This is a genomic window from Mesorhizobium sp. BH1-1-5 (assembly GCF_020165615.1).
In the GTDB taxonomy this organism is placed as follows: domain Bacteria; phylum Pseudomonadota; class Alphaproteobacteria; order Rhizobiales; family Rhizobiaceae; genus Mesorhizobium.
On the sequence record NZ_JAIUIM010000005.1, the window covers coordinates 128,421 to 146,939 of the forward strand.

Here is an 18,519-nt window from a genome sequence, read left to right on the forward strand (position 1 = left end):
CGGCGCGAGCGCCTTGCTACGAATCCGCGCAGGCCTTGCTAATAGACCATCCGCGCCGGTTTCGCGCTCACTCTTCCGTGACGCGCGGCGTCAGCAGCCCGAGCTCCTCGAGGTCGATATCGGTAAGCGCGTCCTCGTCCTCGGCGAGCGCATCCGGATCGGCCGGCGGCACCGGCATCGAGAAATTGGCCGGCATGCGCGTCGAGAGCAGGCCAGCGCCCTTCAATTCTTCCATGCCCGGCAGATCGCGGATCTCCTCCAGCGCGAAATGGTCGAGGAACGCGTCGGTCGTGCCGTAGGTCACCGGCCGCCCAGGCGTGCGGCGGCGGCCGCGCATCCTGACCCACTCCGTCTCGAGCAGCGTGTCGAGCGTGCCTTTGGACGTTTCGACGCCTCTGATGTCCTCGATCTCGGCGCGCGTTACCGGCTGGTGATAGGCGATGATCGCCAGCACTTCGAGGGCCGCGCGCGACAGCTTTCTCTGCTGGACGGAGTCCCGGCTCATCAGGAAAGCCAGGTCGCCCGCGGTGCGGAAAGCCCAGGCATCGCCGACCCGCACAAGGTTGACGCCGCGCTTGGCATAGATTTCCTGCAGATCCGCCATCGCAGCGGCGATGTTGACGCCTTCCGGCAGGCGCGCGGCAAGCTGCTTTTCGCTGACCGGCTCGGTGCTGGCGAAAACGATCGCCTCGGCCATGCGCACGGCTTCCGACAATTGCAGCCGCTCGGCTGGGTTTTCGATGGAACCCTGCTCGGCCATATCGTCTTCCGGCTCGTCCTCGACCTTGAACGGGATGACCGAAGCGTTGGCGCGTTCGCTCATGATACCACCTCGACTGCCCTTACCCCTTGCGCGCGGCCGCGCAGATAGATCGGCGCGAACACCTGTTCCTGCCGCACCTCCAGTTTGCCCTCGCGCACCATCTCAAGCGTCGCCGCGAAGGAACTGGCCATTGCCGTGCGCTTCTCTTCCGGCGTCGCCAGATATTCGATCAGGAAGCTGTCGAGCGCCGTCCAGTCGCCGACCGAGCCGATCAGGCGTGCCAACACCTCGCGCGCATCCTTCAGCGACCATACGGCGCGCCTAGCGATCGTCACACTGTTGATGGCCTGCTTCTGGCGCTGCTGCGCATAGGCGGTGAGCAGATCGTAAAGCGAGGCCGAAAAGCTGTTGCGCTTCTCGATGATCACCATTTCCGGCATGCCGCGCGAAAAGACATCACGGCCGAGACGATTGCGGTTGACCAGACGCGCCGCGGCGTCGCGCATGGCTTCCAGCCGCTTCAGCCGGAATTGCAGCACCGCCGCCAGTTCCTCGCCGCTTTCGCCCTCTTCGCCCGGCTGCTTCGGGATCAAGAGCTTCGATTTCAGGAAGGCGAGCCACGCCGCCATCACCAGATAGTCGGCGGCAAGCTCGAGCCTCAGCGCCCGCACCTTCTCAATGAAGGCCAGATATTGCTCGGCGAGCGCCAGGATCGAAATGCGCGCCAGATCGACCTTCTGGTTCCGTGCAAGATGCAAGAGAAGATCGAGCGGGCCTTCGAAACCCGCCACGTCGACGACCAGCGACGGGTCGCCGGTCAGGCGTGAATCGTCGTTCTCGGCCCACAGACGGTCCATCGGTGCGGCCTTCGCGGCCTTGCCTTCCAATGTCTCCGCCACTTGCCTTTCGTCCCTTCGGTTCAGGCCACCGCTTCGAAATAGGTGGCAAATTCTGCGCGTATCGCCGTTTCGTCGGCGACGTCGCGGTTCCTTATATAGGTCAGCGCCCGCTCCGCGCGTTGCAAGGACTTGCCTGACAGCGCCGTCGTGCGCGACGCGATCCCCGACATCTCCTCGAAAACGCCGTTGCAGTGAAGGACGAGATCGCAGCCGGCCGCAAGGATCGAGGCCGCCTTTGTCGGGAAATCCCCAGAAAGTGCCTTCATCGAGGTGTCGTCGCTCATCAGCAGCCCGTCGAAGCCGATCTCGCCGCGGATCACCTGACTGACGACCTTGGCGGACGTCGTCGCAGGGTTGTCGGGATCGACGGCGCTGTAGACGACATGCGCCGTCATCGCCATCGGCAGTTCTCTGAGCGCCATGAACGGGGCGAAATCATGCCGGCGGAGCTCATCGAGCGGCGTATCGACGGTCGGCAGCGCGAAATGCGTGTCGGCAAAGGCGCGGCCGTGGCCGGGAATATGCTTCATCACCGGCAGCACGCCGCCCGACATCAGCCCCTCGGCAGAAGCCCGGCCAAGCTCAATCGCGGCGTTGGGCTCCTTGCCATAGGCGCGCGCGCCGATGACGTCGCTGGCGCCCTCGACCGGAACGTCGAGCACCGGCAGGCAGTCGGCCGTTATGCCCAGGCGGGCGAGATCGAAGGCATGCAGCCGCGCCATCAGCCAGGCGGCGCGGCGGCCTGCTTCCTTGTTTTCGCGCCACAATGCGCCAAGCGCGCCGCCAGCCGGGTAGTTCGGCGCCAGCGGCGGGCGCAGCCGCTGCACCCGGCCGCCTTCCTGGTCGATGAAGATCGGAGCGTCCGGCCGGCCGACGCTGTCGCGCATCGAGGCGACAAGGTCGCGGATCTGCCCGGCATCGCCGATATTGCGCGCAAACAGGATGAAACCCCAGGGACATTCATCGCGATAGAAGCGGATTTCGTCTTCGGTGAGGGATTTCCCGGCGCAGCCGAGGATCATGGATTTTGATTCGCTCATGCACGGAAGCTTAAGGCTTTGGGCGGGCAAAGGGAATCACCCCTGCCCTCCGACCGGCCAAAGCCCACAACCGTCCACAACGAAAAGCCGGCGCGGCCTTTCGGCGGCGCCGGCTTGAAAGGTTAAGCGGGTTAGCGCGATACGAAGCAATTGCCGCCGGCCGCCTTGTAGCTGGTGCAAAGGTTGATCGCATCGTTGCGCGACTGGGCCGGGACGCGGACGCGGTAGAAGGTGCCCTTGCCCGCGACCTCGGCCTTGACGATGTTGGCCGTGCGGCCCGAGAGCACGCTGCCATAGCGGCGCTGCAGATCCTGATAGGTCGACTGCGCGCTTTCAACCGTCGGCTGCGAGGCGATCTGCATCGACCACGAGCCGCCGCTGGCAGCCGCCGCCGGATCGATGGAAGCGACCTGGTCCGGCTTGACCTCGCCGACGATGTCGACCGGCTGGTCGGACGGACGCGCCGGCGCCACCGGCACCGTTGCCGGCGTGTTGGTCGACTGCGCCTTGGCTTCGGCCTTCTTCGCGGGTTTCACCGGCTTTGGGGTCTGCGCATCGGCCTGGTCCGTATCGGAAGATACGGTTCCCGTCTGCTGGCCGTCGGAGGTCGGCGCGACATGCTGCGGCGCCGGATCGCTCGGCTCAGCCGCGGCGACCTTCGACACGGCCAGGGCCGGATCCTCACGCGGCACCAGCGAGCCGTCAGGCTTCACCATCATGGTCTTCACCTTGCGCGGCGCGACGGCGACGACATCGTTGCTGCCGGTGTTGTCGGCATCCTGCTGCAGCACCTGGGCGATGCGGTCCTCCGACTTGGGCGCCGGTGCTGCCGGCTGCGTGCTTGCCGGCGCGGCAGGCTGCGCGCTTTCAGGCACAGCCGCTTGCGCGACGCCGGGCAACGTCGTGGCTGGATCGTCGGCGGCGTCAGCGCCGGCCGCGGCGTCGTTGTCGTTGGGCGAAAGATCGACCACGCGGCTCTGCGGCGGTTCCTTCGAGGCCAGGTCCACGGGCTGTTCGGTGGTGTTCACCAGCTTCTGCTGCACCGGCTCGTTGGGCTTGGCCGCGCCGCCGCCCTTGGCCACCGCGTCATAAACCTTGTTGTCCTGGTTCGGCACCACCGCGCCGCCCGGATTTTCAGGCTTCACCTTGATCGGCGAATTATCGGCCTTGACGATCACCGGGGCCTCGCTGCCGCCCTTCCCGCCGAAGGAGAAGGCCAGCGCGCCGAGGCCGCCGAGAACCACCACGGCGCCGACGAGCGCCGCGATCGTCATGCTGCGCCGGCGCGGCTGCGCCGCCTCGCGCTCGGCAAGCCCGGGGATCGCCATCGCTTCTTCGAGCTCGGGATCATAGTCGAGCTCATCGGTGGTGAAATCGTCCGCCTGCGAAACCGGCCGGCTGCCGGGCAGGTCGTCGACGTCGTAATCGTTCGCGGCGGCAAACGAAGCCGGGGCCACCGGAGCCGCCGGAGCCTCGGCACGCAAGTCGCGACGGTCGTAGCCATTGAAGCCGGCATTGTAGGATTCGTCGTCATAACCCCGGTTCTGCGTGGGCGCCGACGCGATCTCCGTCGCGTTCATATCGGTGAGCAGGCTGGCGAATTCCGCATCGAGATCGTCGTAAGCGGGTGCCGCCGGCTGATCCTCCTCGAAGCTCAGCTCCGGAATGTCGAGGTCATCCGCGAGCGCGACGACGCGCTCCGGCACATCCACCGTCTCGACATCCGGCACGTCGTCATGCTGGGGGGGCTGCGGCGGAGACACCGGCGACTGCGCCGGCTTGGCGTAGGCGGCATAATCCATGGCCGGTTCGCTGCGGTAGGCAGGCGCCGCCATCTGCGCTGGCGCTGAAGGCGCAGCCATCTGCACCGGCGCCGAGGGCGCCGGCTGCGCGGCGAACGAAGCTTGCACCGCCGGCGCGGCGGTTGGGGTCGAACGACTCCAAGACCTTGCCGACTCGGCGTGGGTCGAGCTCGCCCTGGCCGCGGCCTCCTGCTCGGCCTCGATGCTCCGGGCGAAAGCGGCGCCGAAGGCGTCGTCGTCGAAATCAACGCCCGGTTGGGCCCTGGAAGGCTCGGTCTTGGCCGGGGCAGCAAAATCCTGACGGTCGAGCTCGTTGGCGAGCAGGTCGTCCAGGTCGCTGTCGACCGGCTGAACGCCCTGCCCGTTCTGCACCGGCTGATGCTCGTCGATATCCCAGTCGAGATCGTCGGCTGCCGCCTTCCCGCTCGTGTGGCTCTCGGGTTCCGCAACCAGCCGTGGCGCGGGAGCAGGCTCCTTGACCGCCGGCATCGGCCGCGCGGCCATGGCGCCGAGCAGCGCATTGAGCTCGTCTTCCAGGCTACGCTCGCTGGCAGCCGGCTTTGCCGGTTCCACAGCCGCGACCGGTGGCACCGGAGCAGCAACGACCGGAACCGGCTCGGCGACGACCGGCCGCAACACGGCGGCGGGCTCGACGGCCGGAGCTTGCGGCTCCTCGTTCAGCGCATCGCGAAAGCTCAGCTCGAAATCGTCATCGAGCGTCAGCGCAGCGGAAGGATCGGGCGCGACGGGTTCTGGCTCAGCGGCAAAATGGGCTGCCTCCACCGGCACCTCGACCATCGGCGCCGGCTCGTCGTCAAGCGACAGCTCCGGCTCCTGAAAGTCCTGATCCTGGCCGAGATTCATATCGGCATCGCTTATCGCCTGGTCGAAATGACCGGCAAAATCGTCCTCGGAAATCAGCGGAGCAGCCGCTTGAGTTTCGGCCGGCTCGGCGGCCTGCGCGTGTTGCTCCGGCTCGTGGCTCTCGAACGACAGTTCGTCTTCGAGCGACATCTGGACCGCGTTGTCGAAATCGGCGTCGAACGCCCCTTCGCTCGCTGCCTGCATGGCTTCGACGGCACCCTGACGGGCGTCAGCCGGCTCGTGATAGTCGAGGTTGGCGGGTTCATGATGGTCGAGCTGGAAATCCTGGTCCAGCGAAGCCGCCATTTCTTGATCGATCGGAAGCTCATCCTCGAGCGGCGACACATCGAGCGAAGTGGCGACCGCCTTGTCGAAATCATCGTCGAAAGCGACTTCCGGCTCAGGAGCTTCTTGCGGCTCCGGCGCGAAATGCGGCTCGGGTGCAAAATGCACCTCTGGCGCCAGTTCTGGCTCCGGCTCGACATGCGGCGCTGGGGCGAAATCCGGCTCCGGCGCAAAATCCGGCTCCGACGCACGGGCCATTGCGAAGTCGGCATGATCCGCCGCGTCGTCGAACACGAAATCCTGCTCGAAGGAAGCGGTGAGCTCATCGTCGTTTGCGGCGACGCTGGCGGCCTCGAAGGCCGGCTCATGGCTGATCTGGTGTATGGCAGCCCGCTGAGCGACCGGCTCGCTTTCCTCGACGGAGTCGAACTCGCCCATCAACTCCTTCTCGAGGTCGATGTCGAAATCGCCCTCCTCCACGGCCTGATTGGCCGGCATGGCCTTCTCGACCGCGGGAGCCGGCTGCCTCACCGGCTGGCGCGGGTCGAAACCCATGATCCGGGTCAGTTCCGCGAACGGATCATCGGCGGCGATATCGTTGTGGTCGGCTACTTTCAGCGGGGTTCTGTCTGCCATTATTGTTCCCGAACTCGCACACAGTCGGACGCCATGGACGTCGCGCAGGGTTGGCCCTTACCAGCGCAATGTGGGCAAAAGGTGACAGGTTTTTTAGTTAAACCTAACGCATTTCCGTGGGCGCGTCTGCCCCGATCAGCGTCAGGCCGGAGGTCAAAACATCCGAAACAGCCTGCACCAGCCCTAGTCTGGCATAGGTCGATTCTCGGTCGTTAACCTTAACAAAACGTAAGTCCTGGTTGTCGTGGCCGCGATTCCACTGTGCATGGAAGCCGGAAGCCAGGTCATAGAGGTAGAAAGCCAGCCGGTGCGGCTCCAGCGAAAGCGCGGCGGATTCGATCAGCCGCGGATATTCGGCCAGCTTCCGGATCAGCGCGATTTCGCCTTCGTCGGTCAGCGCAGCCACGGAAGCCGCGAGCCGGTTGCGGTCGAAATTCGCCTCGCCGAGCTGCTCGCTCGCCTGCCTGAAGACGGAATGGCAGCGCGCCGAGGCGTACTGCACGTAAAACACCGGATTGTCCTTCGACTGCTCCGTCACCTTGGCGAAGTCGAAATCGAGCGGCGCGTCGTTCTTGCGGTAAAGCATCATGAAGCGGATCGGGTCGCGGCCGACCTCCTCCACCACTTCGCGCAAAGTGATGAAATCGCCCGACCGTTTCGACATCCTGACCGGCTCGCCGTCGCGGAACAGTTTGACCAGCTGGCAAAGCAGCACCGTCAGCTTGACCTTGTCGCCGGCAACTGCCCGCGCCAGCGCTTCCAGCCGCTTCACGTAGCCGCCGTGGTCGGCGCCGAGCACATAGATCAGGTCGACGAAGCCGCGCCCGACCTTGTCCTTCAGATAGGCGACATCGGCGGCGAAATAGGTGAACGAGCCGTCGGACTTGACCAGCGCCCGATCCATGTCGTCGCCGACAGCGGTCGACCGGAACAGCGTCTGCTCGCGATCTTCCCAGTCATCCGGCTTCTCGCCCTTGGGCGGCGGCAGCTTGCCCTTGTAGATGTGCCCCTTCAGCGTCAGGTCGGCAATCGCCGCCCGGATCTTCTTGGCGTTGTCGGCATGCAGCGTGCGCTCCGAGAAGAACACGTCGTGATGCACGTTGAGCAGCGCCAGATCCTCGCGGATCATCGCCATCATCGCATCGACGGTGCGGTCCTTGACGATCGCCAGCGCTTCATCTTCCGGCATTTGCAGCAGGCCGCGGCCGAATTCCTTGGCCAGCGCCTGGCCGACGGGAACCAGGTAGTCGCCCGGATAGAGACCGGACGGGATCTCGCCGATGTCGTCGCCGAGCGCCTCGCGATAGCGCAGGAACGCCGAGCGGCCGAGCACGTCGATCTGCGAACCGGCGTCGTTGATGACATATTCCTTGGTCACGTCGTAGCCGGCGAAGGCCATCAGATTGGCCAAGGCGTCGCCGACGACGGCGCCGCGGCAATGGCCGACATGCATGGGGCCGGTCGGGTTGGCCGAGACATATTCGACATTGGCCTTGCGGCCGCCGCCGATGGTCGAACGGCCATAGTTGCGCCCCTCGCCGAGCAACGCCGCCAGATGCGCATGCCAGAACGCGTCCTTGAGCCTGAGATTGACGAACCCCGGCCCGGCGATCTCGGCCGAGGCAATATCAGCGTCGCTCCGCAGCGCTTCCGCGAGTTTTTCGGCAAGCGCGCGCGGGTTCTGTCCGGTGGGCTTGGCCAGCACCATCGCCGCATTGGTGGCGAGGTCGCCGTGGCTTGCATCGCGCGGCGGCTCGACCGCGATACGCGACAAGTCGAGCGCGGCCCCCTCCTTGTCCTTGAGATCAAGGGCTTCGACGGCCTTTACGATCCGCGCGTTGAAATCGGCGAAGATATTCATTGGAAGTGCTCTGGGCTTTAAGAGGCAACCGGCTCGATGGCCGGCAAAATCGAGGCTCGCCCTAGCTCAAATCGGGCGTATGGTCAAACAGACGCCGATGTTCCTTGAGCGCATAGGTGTCAGTCATGCCGGCCAGGAAGTCGGCGACGCTGCGCGCCTTGATGCGATCCTCGGCCCGGTCGAGCCCCTCGCGCCAGCCATCCGGCATGGCGCGCGGATCGGCGAAATAGACGTCGAACAGCTCGCGCACGATCCGCTCGGCCTCGGCTCGCACCCGCATCACTTCCGGGTGCCGGTAGAGATGCTTGTAGAGGAAAGCCTTCAATTCTTTTTCGGCCGCAGCCATGTCGGCTGAAAACGTCACCAGGGTCTCGCCGGCTGCGCGCACCGCATCGGCGCTTTCCGGTTTCAGACGCTCGATATTGGCAGCGGTCGATGCGATGACATCCTCGACCATCAGCGTGATCTGCCGGCGCATCAGCTCGTGTCCGGTGCGGACATCGTCCAGCTGAGGATATTTGGCGCGCACGCCCCTCAGGATCGAGCCCGGCAGGCCTACGCCTTGCAGCATGTCCAGCGTCAGCAGGCCGGCGCGCAGGCCGTCGTCGATGTCATGGGTGTTGTAGGCGATGTCGTCGGCGATCGCGGCGCACTGCGCCTCGATGCCGGCGAAGCGATCGAGCTCGAGATCGTGCAGTTCCGAGTAGTCGCGGATCGCTTGCGGCACCGTACCCTTGAGCCCCTTCCCGCTCGCGTCGGTCAACGGGCCGTTGTGCTTGACGAGCCCCTCCAGCGTTTCCCAGGTGAGGTTCAGCCCGTCGAATTCGGCATAGCGCCGCTCCAGCCGCGTGACCACGCGCAGCGACTGCGCGTTGTGATCGAAGCCGCCCCAGGCGGCCATCTTCTCGTTGAGCGCATCCTCGCCTGTGTGGCCGAAGGGCGTGTGGCCGAAATCATGCACCAGGGCGACCGCCTCGGCGAGATCCTCGTCGCCACGCAATGCCCGCGCCAGCGCGCGGGCGATCTGCGCCACCTCGATCGAATGCGTCAGCCGCGTACGGAAATGGTCGCCCTCATGCGCGACGAAGACCTGGGTCTTGTGCTTCAGCCGGCGGAAGGCGGTGGAGTGGATGATGCGGTCGCGATCGCGCTGGAACGGCGTGCGCGTCGGGCTTTCGGGCTCGTCGAACAGGCGCCCGCGCGAGCGCGCCGGGTCGCTCGCATAGGCGGCGCGCGGCCGATAGCCGAATCCGATGTCGCTGAGCGCATCCTTGCCCTGCCGCTCGTCCATTGACCCACCAGTTGACTCAGGCCTGCCCGCTTCATACCTATCATGTGAAACCGAAAGCAAGGTGACGCCTATGGGCGCGGATGCCAAGACTGCCATGAAGGTCGAAATGACCGACGCCGCGGCAAAGCGGATCGCCAGGATCGTGGCCGGCGAACCGGGCAAGACGGCCTTGCGCGTTTCCGTCGAAGGCGGCGGCTGCTCCGGCTTTTCCTACAAATTCGATTTGGTCGAGACGCGCAACGACGACGACGTCGCCATCGAGAAGGATGGCGCGACCGTCCTGATCGACGACCTGTCGCTGGTCTATATGGGCGGCTCGGTGATCGACTTCGTCGACGATTTGATGGGCCAGTCCTTCCAGATCAGGAATCCCAACGCGGTCGCCTCCTGCGGCTGCGGCACGAGCTTCTCCATCTGACCGACCGAAACTTCGCAAACCTCTAATCGGTGCGAACCGGATAGCGCATGGCTATTGGCAGGAATGCGACCGGACGGCCTTTCTAAAGACCCGCGCAGGCAATACGATCCGCTTCGTCGAACCGCCTTCCGTCCGAACCGCATCGAGGCCTGCATGAAGATCGTCACCTGGAACATCAACGGCGTTCGCGCCCGCATCGGCAACCTCACCCACTGGCTGACCGAGAGCGCGCCCGACATCGTCTGCCTGCAGGAGATCAAGACGGTAGATGAGCAGTTCCCGCGCGCCGAGATCGAGGCGCTGGGCTATAATGTCGAGACCAACGGCCAGAAGAGCTTCAACGGCGTCGCGATCCTGTCGAAGCTTCCTTTCGACGAGGTCAACCGCGGCTTGCCGGGCGACGACGCGGACGACCATGCCCGCTTCATCGAAGGCGTCTTTTCCACCGACCAGGGCGCCCTGCGCGTCGTCTCGCTCTATCTGCCTAACGGCAACCCGATCGACGATGAGCGGAAATTTCCCTATAAGCTGGCCTGGATGGCGCGGCTGGAGCGCTGGGCGCAGGAGCGGTTGCGCCTCGAAGAGGCACTGGTGCTGGCCGGCGACTATAACGTCATCCCCGAACCCGCCGATGCCCGGTTTCCCGAAAACTGGCTGGGCGACGCCCTGTTCCAGCCGCAGACAAGGCAAGCCTTCCGCCGGCTGAAGAATCTCGGCTTCACCGAGGCGGTGCGTACGGTGACCGACTCGGCCGGCGTCTACACCTTCTGGGATTATCAGGCTGGCGCCTGGCAGAAGAACAACGGCATCCGCATCGACCACCTGCTGCTCTCGCCGGAAGCCGCCAACCGTTTCTCGTCGGCCTCGGTGGAAAAGCACGTCCGCGCCTGGGAAAAACCTTCCGACCACGTGCCGGTCGCGATCGAGCTCAGCCTGCAGCCGGCCTGAGACGTTTCTGGACCAGATATCGCCACAAATCCGGTCTTTGATACGGATTGCTGTGGGGGTTGAATGGCGATCCGTTATCTTATCTGGCCGCTCGGCCTTGCTTTGGCGCTTGCCGCGCCGACGTCATCGCTGGCGGCGCCAACCTGTCTTGCCAACGGCAACTCCTTCAATGTCGGCCAGACGGCGTGCCTGACGCTGGACGGCGAAAGCCACCTCGCCCGTTGCGATATGGTCCTCAACAACACGTCCTGGACCAGGATCAAGGACGAATGTCCGGGGGAAGCGCCAAAGCCGCACCCGACGTCGATCTCGACCCCGACGCCCGGCCCGGCGCCGACGGAGCCGACCGAGAACTGACTGGCATCTTTTTGAATTTTCCCGCCAGAGCAATTCCAGGAAAAGTGCGTAGCGGTTTTCCGTCCGGAATTGCGTAAAAAGAGTTAGAGCGGCGCTTACTGGTCGCCGTTGTTGCCCTTGGTCAGGATATCGTCGGCGAGCGAGATCGCGGTCCGGCGATCGGCCTCGCCTGCCGCGGCGAACGCCTCTTCCTGCATGTTGCGGATCCAGGGCTGGTCGGCCGCCGGAGCCCGCTCGAGTGCGGCCGTCATCATCGCCAGGCCGCGCACGACCTTGCCGCTCTGGAACAGGAGGTTGCCGAGCGTCGCCTGCGCGCCGGCATGACCCTTCTCGGCCGCCAGCTGCAGCCAGCGCCCGGCCTGCTTGACGCTGGCCTTCACGCCGCCCTCGCCCTTGAGGAACATCCGGCCGATCTCGAACTGGGCGTTCGGATTGCGGTAGTTGGCGGCGGCGCGCATGTAATATTCCTGCGCCGCGACGTCGTTCTCCTCGACCGGGGTGCCGGGAATGCCCTTGCGCAGATAGTCGCCGAGCGCCACCAGGGCGTCCGACACATAGCTTTCTTCCGGCGAGCCGGGCTCGACGTCCTGATCGACGATTTCCGAGAAGAACTTGAAGGCGGCGTAGTCGTCGCGCGTCACGCCGTCGCCTTCGGCATACATGCGCGCAAGCTTCCAGGTGGCGCCGATCTGGCCGTTCTCGGCGGCATATTTATAGGCCTCGACCGCCTGGTCCTTATGGCCGTTCTTGTAGGCGGAAAAGCCGAACTGGAACACGGCCCAAGGGCTCGACTGCGGCTTCACGCCGGTCTTGTCGTCGAACACCTTGTCGTCGAAGGCCATGGCCTGCCCGACGGCGCCCAAGGTCGCAAGCGCGACCAGTGCCGAAAAGACAGATGACCTCAACACCTCAGATGTCCGCATAGCAGTGCGTTTCTTCTGCCGCACCCGGATGGGTCACCGCGCCGTCGCGGGCCGACCCTACGGTCTGCGCATATTTCCAGATCGCGCCGGACTGATAGTCGGTCTTGCGCGCCTTCCAACCCTTCGCCCGGGCCGCCAGTTCGGCGTCCGACAGGGCCACGTCGATCGTGCCTATCACGGCGTCGATCGAGATCACGTCACCATCCTTGATCAGTCCGATCGGCCCGCCGACCGCCGCCTCCGGCCCGACATGGCCGATGCAGAAGCCGCGCGTGGCGCCGGAGAAGCGCCCGTCGGTGATCAGCGCCACCTTGCCGCCCATGCCCTGGCCGTAGAGCGCGGCCGTCGTCGACAGCATCTCACGCATGCCCGGACCGCCGCGCGGCCCCTCATAGCGGATGACGAGAACCTCGCCCTCCCGGTAATTGCGCTGCGTGACCGCTTCGAAGCACTCCTCTTCCGAATCGAAGCAGCGCGCCGGGCCTGAGAATTTCAGCTCCGACATGCCCGCGACCTTCACGATCGCGCCTTCGGGGGCAAGGTTGCCCTTCAAGCCCACAACGCCGCCTGTCCCAGTGATTGGCCGATCGGCGGGACGCACAACATCCTGGCTCTCATTCCAGGAAACGTGCTCCATATTTTCGGCCAAAGTGCGGCCAGTGACCGTCATGCAATCGCCATGCAGATAGCCGTTGTCGAGCAGCGTCTTCATCAGCAGCGGAATGCCGCCGGCCTCGAACATGTCCTTGGCGACATATTTGCCGCCCGGCTTGAGGTCGGCGATATAGGGTGTCTTCTCGAAGATCGCCGCCACGTCGAACAGGTCGAACTTGATGCCTGCCTCATGCGCGATCGCCGGCAAATGCAGCGCCGCGTTGGTCGAACCGCCGGTGGCCGACACTACGGTCGCCGCGTTCTCCAGCGCCTTCAGCGTAACGATGTCGCGCGGCCGGATGTTCTTGGCGATCAGCTCCATGACCTTTTCGCCCGAGGCGAAATTGAAGCGGTCGCGCATCTCGTAGGGCGCCGGCGCGCCGCAGGAATAGGGCAGCGCGAGGCCGATCGCCTCGGCAACGGTCGCCATCGTGTTGGCGGTGAATTGGGCGCCGCAGGAACCCGCCGAAGGACAGGCCGCCTGCTCGATCTCGAGCAGATCGGCGTCGCTGATCGTGCCGACCGAATGCTGGCCGACCGCCTCGAACACATCCTGCACCGTGATCTGCCGGCCGCGATAGCTGCCGGGCAGGATCGAGCCGCCATAGATGAAGATCGACGGCACGTTGAGGCGCACCATCGCCATCATCATGCCGGGCAGCGACTTGTCGCAGCCGGCGAGCCCGACGAGGGCATCGTAGCAATGGCCGCGCATGGTGAGCTCGACCGAATCGGCGATGACCTCGCGCGACACCAGCGACGACTTCATGCCCTGGTGGCCCATGGCGATGCCGTCGGTGACGGTGATGGTGCAGAACTCGCGCGGCGTGCCGTTGGCGGCCGCGACGCCCTTCTTGACCACTTGCGCCTGGCGCATCAGCGAGATGTTGCAGGGCGCCGCCTCGTTCCAGCAGCTGGCGACGCCGACCAAGGGCTGCGCGATCTCGGCCGCCGAGAGGCCCATGGCATAGAGATACGAACGATGCGGCGCGCGCGCCGGACCAACGGTCACGTAGCGGCTGGGAAGCTTGGCCTTCGAGATTGCCTTGGCGTCCATCATCGTCCTTACCGCACACCCCGCGGCCGGCCCCCTCGCCGCGCCAACCTGGCACGCATCCCGGGACATATCTCGGGTGCTCCGGGTTTATGGCGGGAAATGGGCAGTTCCCTCGGCAAGTCTTTTAGCGCGGGGGTTGTTCATAAACTGTTGCCGAAACGTCACAATCGTATCGGCCGCCGGTTGCGCGGCGAATCTACAACAGCGGGTGGCGGAACCAGGCTGAAGCGCCATCGACACAACGAAAAAGGCCGGGCAATGCCCGGCCTTTTCGATGAATTTTCAGAAACTTAGAACTTGATCTTGATTCCACCTGAGATCGCCGTGACGAGATCGTTGCCGAAGTCGTAGCTGGCGTCGGTGCCAGCCGTATAGCCTTCGGCCGTCACCGTCCCGGAATGGCCGCTGGTCATCACGCCGATCGCGCCCGCCAAACGAACTTCGATATTCGGCTGGGGCGTGTAGGCCACGCCGCCGCCGATCGTCCAGGTGTCGGTCTGCGCGCCGTAGCCGTGCGAGGTGCCGCGGTCCCAGGTCAACTGGCCGGCGGCGCTCCACTGGTCGTTGAACTTGTGACCGATACCGCCCGAAACGGTCCAGCCGTCACGATACATCAGGTCGAGCGACGTCGCCTCGACCGGCGAGCCCGTGTAACACGCTGCTATGGCTTGCGTGCCCTGGGGGCAGATCGCGACGCTCTGCAACAGGCTCCAATTGACCCACTTGATTGAACCGAACGCAAGCCAGCCAGGCGCGATACCCGACTGCAACTTCAGTTCGACTGAATCCGGCATGTAGGTGTTTTCGCCGTAGATAGGGGTGATGCCCTTGGCAACGCTGGTGAGATCGAGCGTGCCCGAGATGTTGTCGAGCTTGACCCGCGAATTGTAAACCAAGCTTGCGCGCAACGCGATGTCGGGAATCTCGTACGCAACACCAGCGCGCCAGCCCCAGCCGTTGGCTTCGAGATCGACACGGCCGATCAAGCCCGGAACTGGCGCCAGCAAGCTCTCTTTGAAGCCAGAAATATCCTGGTAGAACACGCCGCCAATAAAACGGAGCTGGCCCTTGCCGACATCAAACTTGTAAGAGCAGGTACCTGCGTAGTTGTTGCTCTTGATATCGGTTTCCACGTTGGACTCCGCGCCATTCCAAAGTCCCGGTGCGGTATGTGCGCCCCAAGGCTGCGAATAGTCGACCATACAGTCGACGCCCTGGACAACTTGAGCCTTCACTCCAATGCGAGGAACCCAGTAGTCCTCGGCTCCATCGGCGGAGGTCCCTAGACCAAAATCGGATCCGCCCGGACCCTTCGCATTCTTGTACTTGCGATCCGGCATCACATAGGTCGCTTCAGCTTCCGTCGCGACCGGCGCCGGATCGAAAAGCAGGTCGATGTCGTAGCCGCCGCGCTCCAGGCCGCCGGCATGCGCGGGGTGCATCGCGGCACCGATCAAAGCGATCGAAAAGCAGCCAGCCCCCGCCAGAGCTTTGAGCCGCAAGATGTTCATGGAAATCCCTCCCCGAAATACAAGTGGCTCAAGCTAGAACCAATTCGGGTTAATGACGCAACAACGTTTTCAAGAGCTGTACATGTACATCTTGACAGCACGTATTTTCGCCATGGCGGGGGGCGCCGCAATTGGCGCCCAAATCGCGCCAACCAGTGTCAAATGATCGAAAAAATCTGAAGAACCTGCCTAAAACAGGGCAAAAATGGGCATTTTCTGGGCCAGGCGGCCCCATTGTTACATTATGGCAACAATGGGGCGCAAACTTTCCGTTTACGTCAAAATTAACGTAGCGGCACGCTCATTTTCGAGGCAGCTAACGTACAGGAAAGGGCCTCGGAGTAAGGGCGAATCTTGCCGCTCAGCCGGCGTCGCGGACCCTCGCCAAAGCCACCGAAAGCTTCTCCTGCGCCTCGCGATATTCGGCGAGTTTCTCGCGCTCGGCCTCGACCACTTCTTCCGGCGCGTTGGCGACGAACTTTTCGTTCGACAGCTTCTTGTGCAGGCGCGCGATCTCCTCGGTCACCTTGGCCAGTTCCTTCTGCAGCCGCGCGGCCTCGGCCTGGAGGTCGATCAGGCTGCCGAGCGGCAGGCTCACCGTCGCCTCGTTGAGCACGATCTGGGCCGAGCCTTTCGGCGGCGCATCGGCGAGCGCGATGTCGCCGACGCGCGACAGCCGCTTGATCGCCTGGGCGTGGCGCTCCAGCCGCTCCTGCGTCAGCGTGTTGGCGCCGATCACCATCAGCGGCGCGATCGCCGCCGGCGGCACATTCATTTCCGAACGCACTGACCTGATGCCCGAGACAAGATCGACCAGCCAGTTGATGTCGGCGGCAGCCTCCTCGTCCTCGAAATCGGGCGACGGCCAGGCGGCATGGCAAAGCAGCGATGAGCGCTGCTTGCCCTCGCCCGCGGTCTGCGCCCACAGTTCCTCGGTCATGAACGGCATCATCGGATGCAGGAGCTTGTAGATCTCGTCCAGCACGAAGGCGACACAGGCCCGGCTCTCGGCCTTGGCGGCCTCGTCCGTACCCATGAACACCGGCTTCAACAGTTCCAGGTACCAATCGCAGAACAGGTTCCAGACGAACCGATAGGCGGCGCCTGCCGCCTCGTTGAAACGATAGCTGGTGATGCCTTCGGTGACCGCGCGCGCCGCCCGCGTCAGCTCGGTCAGGATCCAGCGGTTGACCGGCAGCTTGGCGTCGTTCAGCCAGAAATCGTCGTTGCGCGCGACCTCGTTCATCTCGGCGAAGCGCGTCGCGTTCCACAGCTTGGTGCCGAAATTGCGGTAGCCGGCGATGCGCGCCGGATCGAGCTTCACATCGCGCCCTTGAGCCGCCATCACGGTCAGCGTAAAGCGCAGCGCATCGGCGCCATATTCGTCGATCAGGTCGAGCGGATCGATGACGTTGCCTTTCGACTTCGACATCTTCTGCCCGTTCTTGTCGCGCACCAGCGCGTGCACATAGACGGTGTGGAACGGCTCCTCGTCCATGAAGTGCAGACCCATCATCATCATGCGGGCAACCCAGAAGAAGATGATGTCGAAGCCGGTCACCAGCACGTCGGTCTGGTAATAGGTCTTGAGCTCCGGCGTCTTGTCGGGCCAGCCGAGCGTCGAGAACGGCCACAGCGCCGACGAGAACCAGGTGTCGAGCACGTCCTCGTCGCGGGTCAGTATCTCGCCCGGCTGAAAATTCTCGAGCTTGTCCTCGACCCAGGCCTTCCACGGCCCTTCCAGCGCCAGGTAATATTCGATTGCGGCAGCGAGTGCTTCTTCCTCGGTCTTTTCGACGAAGACATGCCCGTCCGGCCCGTACCAAGCCGGGATCTGGTGTCCCCACCAGAGCTGGCGCGAAATGCACCAGGGCTGGATGTTCTCCATCCAGTCGAAATAGGTCTTTTCCCAGTTCTTCGGCACGAAATTGGTGCGGCCCTCGCGCACCGAGGCGATCGCCGGCTTGGCGAGCTCGGCGGCGTTGACATACCACTGGTCGGTCAGGAACGGCTCGATCGGCACCCCGCCGCGGTCGCCATGCGGCACGGCATGCCGGTGCGGCTCGATCTTGTCGAGGAACCCGCCGGCTTCCATCAGCTCGACGACCTTCTTGCGCGCGGCGAAACGGTCGAGCCCGTCGAGCTCGTCCCACACCGCCTGCCGCTCCGGCGTGACCTCTAGACCGGCGAGAAAATCCTCATTGTCCTTCAGCTTGATGTCCGCTTCGACCGTCAGGATGTTAATCGCCGGCAGCTTGTGGCGCTTGCCGACCTCGAAATCGTTGAAGTCATGCGCCGGCGTTATCTTGACCGCGCCGGAGCCTTTTTCCGGGTCGGAATACTCGTCCGCGACGATCGGGATCTTGCGGCCGACGATCGGCAGCACGACGTTGCGGCCGACCAGATCGGTGAAGCGCTCGTCGCCCGGATGCACGGCGACCGCCGTATCGCCGAGCATCGTCTCGGGACGCGTCGTCGCGACCGTGATGAAGGTCTTCGGGTTCTCAGGGTCGAACGCCTCGCCTTCGATCGGATAGCGGAAGTGCCAGAGATTGCCGTTCACCTCATGCTGCTCGACCTCGAGGTCGGAAATGGCGGTGAGCAGCTTCGGGTCCCAATTCACAAGGCGCTTGTCCTTGTAGATGAGGCCCTCCTTGTAGAGCGTGACGAAGACTTCCAGCACGGCCCTGGACAGGCCTTCGTCCATGGTGAAGCGTTCGCGCGACCAGTCGGCCGAGGCGCCGAGCCGCTTCAGCTGGTTGAAGATCGCGCCGCCGGATTCGGCCTTCCACTCCCAGACTTTCTCGATGAACTCTTCACGCGTCAGATCGCGGCGATGGATCTGCTTTTCCATGAGCTGGCGCTCGACCACCATCTGCGTGGCGATGCCGGCGTGATCCATGCCGGGTTGCCAAAGCACGTTCTTGCCGCGCATGCGCTCGAAGCGCACGAGGATGTCCTGCAGCGTGTTGTTGAGCGCATGGCCCATATGCAGCGAGCCGGTGACGTTCGGCGGCGGGATGACGATGGTGAAGGCTTCGGCCCCTTCCTCCGCGCCGGCGCCGGCCCGGAAGGCGTCGGCCTCTTCCCAGATTTTGGCGATCTTCGGCTCGACGGCTTTGGCGTCGTATGTCTTTTCAAGCATGGAGGAAGTCCGAACTGTCGGGAACAAGCGTCCGGTGTAAATCGGAAGGTCTTGGCCGAGTCAAC

General features: G+C 64.3%; 13 protein-coding genes. 3 read left to right on the top strand and 10 right to left on the bottom strand.

What is annotated here, in order from left to right; all coding sequences use genetic code 11:
• Positions 1-67: 67 nt before the first annotated feature.
• The 6 genes from scpB to LB572_RS08650 form a co-directional block, all read right to left on the bottom strand.
• Complete coding sequence (gene scpB, locus LB572_RS08625) at positions 68-823, bottom strand: SMC-Scp complex subunit ScpB (protein WP_140807774.1); 756 nt, start codon at positions 821-823, stop codon at positions 68-70.
• Positions 820-1,620: a segregation and condensation protein A gene (locus LB572_RS08630; protein ID WP_140807783.1), complete on the bottom strand. Its 801-nt coding sequence runs from the start codon at positions 1,618-1,620 to the stop codon at positions 820-822. The genes scpB and LB572_RS08630 overlap by 4 nt, the downstream gene beginning before the upstream one ends.
• A gap of 62 nt (positions 1,621-1,682) precedes the next feature.
• The gene (gene nagZ / locus LB572_RS08635; protein ID WP_224667428.1) at positions 1,683-2,702 is read right to left on the bottom strand and encodes a beta-N-acetylhexosaminidase; all 1,020 of its coding nucleotides are present in this window, start codon (positions 2,700-2,702) and stop codon (positions 1,683-1,685) included.
• Between the two features lie 131 nt (positions 2,703-2,833).
• Positions 2,834-6,289 (bottom strand): SPOR domain-containing protein, encoded by a 3,456-nt coding sequence (locus LB572_RS08640; protein WP_224667429.1) that lies wholly within the window; start codon positions 6,287-6,289, stop codon positions 2,834-2,836.
• Positions 6,290-6,392: 103 nt separating this feature from the next.
• On the bottom strand, positions 6,393-8,150 hold the full coding sequence (argS, locus tag LB572_RS08645) for an arginine--tRNA ligase (protein WP_140807777.1): 1,758 nt from the start codon (positions 8,148-8,150) through the stop codon (positions 6,393-6,395).
• Positions 8,151-8,211: 61 nt separating this feature from the next.
• The gene (locus tag LB572_RS08650; protein WP_224667430.1) at positions 8,212-9,441 is read right to left on the bottom strand and encodes a deoxyguanosinetriphosphate triphosphohydrolase; all 1,230 of its coding nucleotides are present in this window, start codon (positions 9,439-9,441) and stop codon (positions 8,212-8,214) included.
• A 70-nt stretch (positions 9,442-9,511) separates the two neighbouring features.
• Here LB572_RS08650 and erpA point away from each other — a divergent pair, with 70 nt between their 5' ends.
• The 3 genes from erpA (at position 9,512) to LB572_RS08665 (ending at position 11,164) form a co-directional block, all read left to right on the top strand.
• Positions 9,512-9,859, top strand: a complete 348-nt coding sequence (gene erpA / locus LB572_RS08655; protein WP_140807779.1) for an iron-sulfur cluster insertion protein ErpA — start codon at positions 9,512-9,514, stop codon at positions 9,857-9,859.
• 153 nt (positions 9,860-10,012) lie between these two features.
• On the top strand, positions 10,013-10,807 hold the full coding sequence (gene xth, locus LB572_RS08660) for an exodeoxyribonuclease III (protein ID WP_224667431.1): 795 nt from the start codon (positions 10,013-10,015) through the stop codon (positions 10,805-10,807).
• Positions 10,808-10,870: 63 nt separating this feature from the next.
• The gene (locus tag LB572_RS08665) at positions 10,871-11,164 is read left to right on the top strand and encodes a hypothetical protein (RefSeq protein WP_140807781.1); all 294 of its coding nucleotides are present in this window, start codon (positions 10,871-10,873) and stop codon (positions 11,162-11,164) included.
• A gap of 95 nt (positions 11,165-11,259) precedes the next feature.
• Here the strand turns inward: LB572_RS08665 and LB572_RS08670 are convergent, their stop codons facing one another.
• From LB572_RS08670 to LB572_RS08685, 4 genes are all read right to left on the bottom strand, one after another.
• The gene (locus LB572_RS08670) at positions 11,260-12,087 is read right to left on the bottom strand and encodes a tetratricopeptide repeat protein (protein WP_140809621.1); all 828 of its coding nucleotides are present in this window, start codon (positions 12,085-12,087) and stop codon (positions 11,260-11,262) included.
• A complete protein-coding gene (ilvD, locus tag LB572_RS08675; protein WP_224667554.1) occupies positions 12,074-13,798 on the bottom strand; it encodes a dihydroxy-acid dehydratase in 1,725 nt (574 codons plus the stop codon). The genes LB572_RS08670 and ilvD overlap by 14 nt, the downstream gene beginning before the upstream one ends.
• Positions 13,799-14,088: 290 nt before the next feature.
• A complete protein-coding gene (locus tag LB572_RS08680) occupies positions 14,089-15,309 on the bottom strand; it encodes an OmpP1/FadL family transporter (protein ID WP_224667432.1) in 1,221 nt (406 codons plus the stop codon).
• Between the two features lie 361 nt (positions 15,310-15,670).
• Positions 15,671-18,454 (bottom strand): valine--tRNA ligase, encoded by a 2,784-nt coding sequence (locus tag LB572_RS08685; RefSeq protein WP_224667433.1) that lies wholly within the window; start codon positions 18,452-18,454, stop codon positions 15,671-15,673.
• Positions 18,455-18,519 lie beyond the last annotated feature (65 nt).

Bases quoted from the DNA above. Each gene is read 5' to 3' on its own strand.
- scpB (WP_140807774.1), bottom strand. From the start codon at position 823: ATGAGCGAACGCGCCAACGCTTCGGTCATCCCGTTCAAGGTCGAGGAC.
- LB572_RS08630 (WP_140807783.1), bottom strand. From the start codon at position 1,620: ATGGACCGTCTGTGGGCCGAGAACGACGATTCACGCCTGACCGGCGAC.
- nagZ (WP_224667428.1), bottom strand. From the start codon at position 2,702: ATGAGCGAATCAAAATCCATGATCCTCGGCTGCGCCGGGAAATCCCTC.
- LB572_RS08640 (WP_224667429.1), bottom strand. From the start codon at position 6,289: ATGGCAGACAGAACCCCGCTGAAAGTAGCCGACCACAACGATATCGCC.
- argS (WP_140807777.1), bottom strand. From the start codon at position 8,150: ATGAATATCTTCGCCGATTTCAACGCGCGGATCGTAAAGGCCGTCGAA.
- LB572_RS08650 (WP_224667430.1), bottom strand. From the start codon at position 9,441: ATGGACGAGCGGCAGGGCAAGGATGCGCTCAGCGACATCGGATTCGGC.
- erpA (WP_140807779.1), top strand. From the start codon at position 9,512: ATGGGCGCGGATGCCAAGACTGCCATGAAGGTCGAAATGACCGACGCC.
- xth (WP_224667431.1), top strand. From the start codon at position 10,013: ATGAAGATCGTCACCTGGAACATCAACGGCGTTCGCGCCCGCATCGGC.
- LB572_RS08665 (WP_140807781.1), top strand. From the start codon at position 10,871: ATGGCGATCCGTTATCTTATCTGGCCGCTCGGCCTTGCTTTGGCGCTT.
- LB572_RS08670 (WP_140809621.1), bottom strand. From the start codon at position 12,087: ATGCGGACATCTGAGGTGTTGAGGTCATCTGTCTTTTCGGCACTGGTC.
- ilvD (WP_224667554.1), bottom strand. From the start codon at position 13,798: ATGGACGCCAAGGCAATCTCGAAGGCCAAGCTTCCCAGCCGCTACGTG.
- LB572_RS08680 (WP_224667432.1), bottom strand. From the start codon at position 15,309: ATGAACATCTTGCGGCTCAAAGCTCTGGCGGGGGCTGGCTGCTTTTCG.
- LB572_RS08685 (WP_224667433.1), bottom strand. From the start codon at position 18,454: ATGCTTGAAAAGACATACGACGCCAAAGCCGTCGAGCCGAAGATCGCC.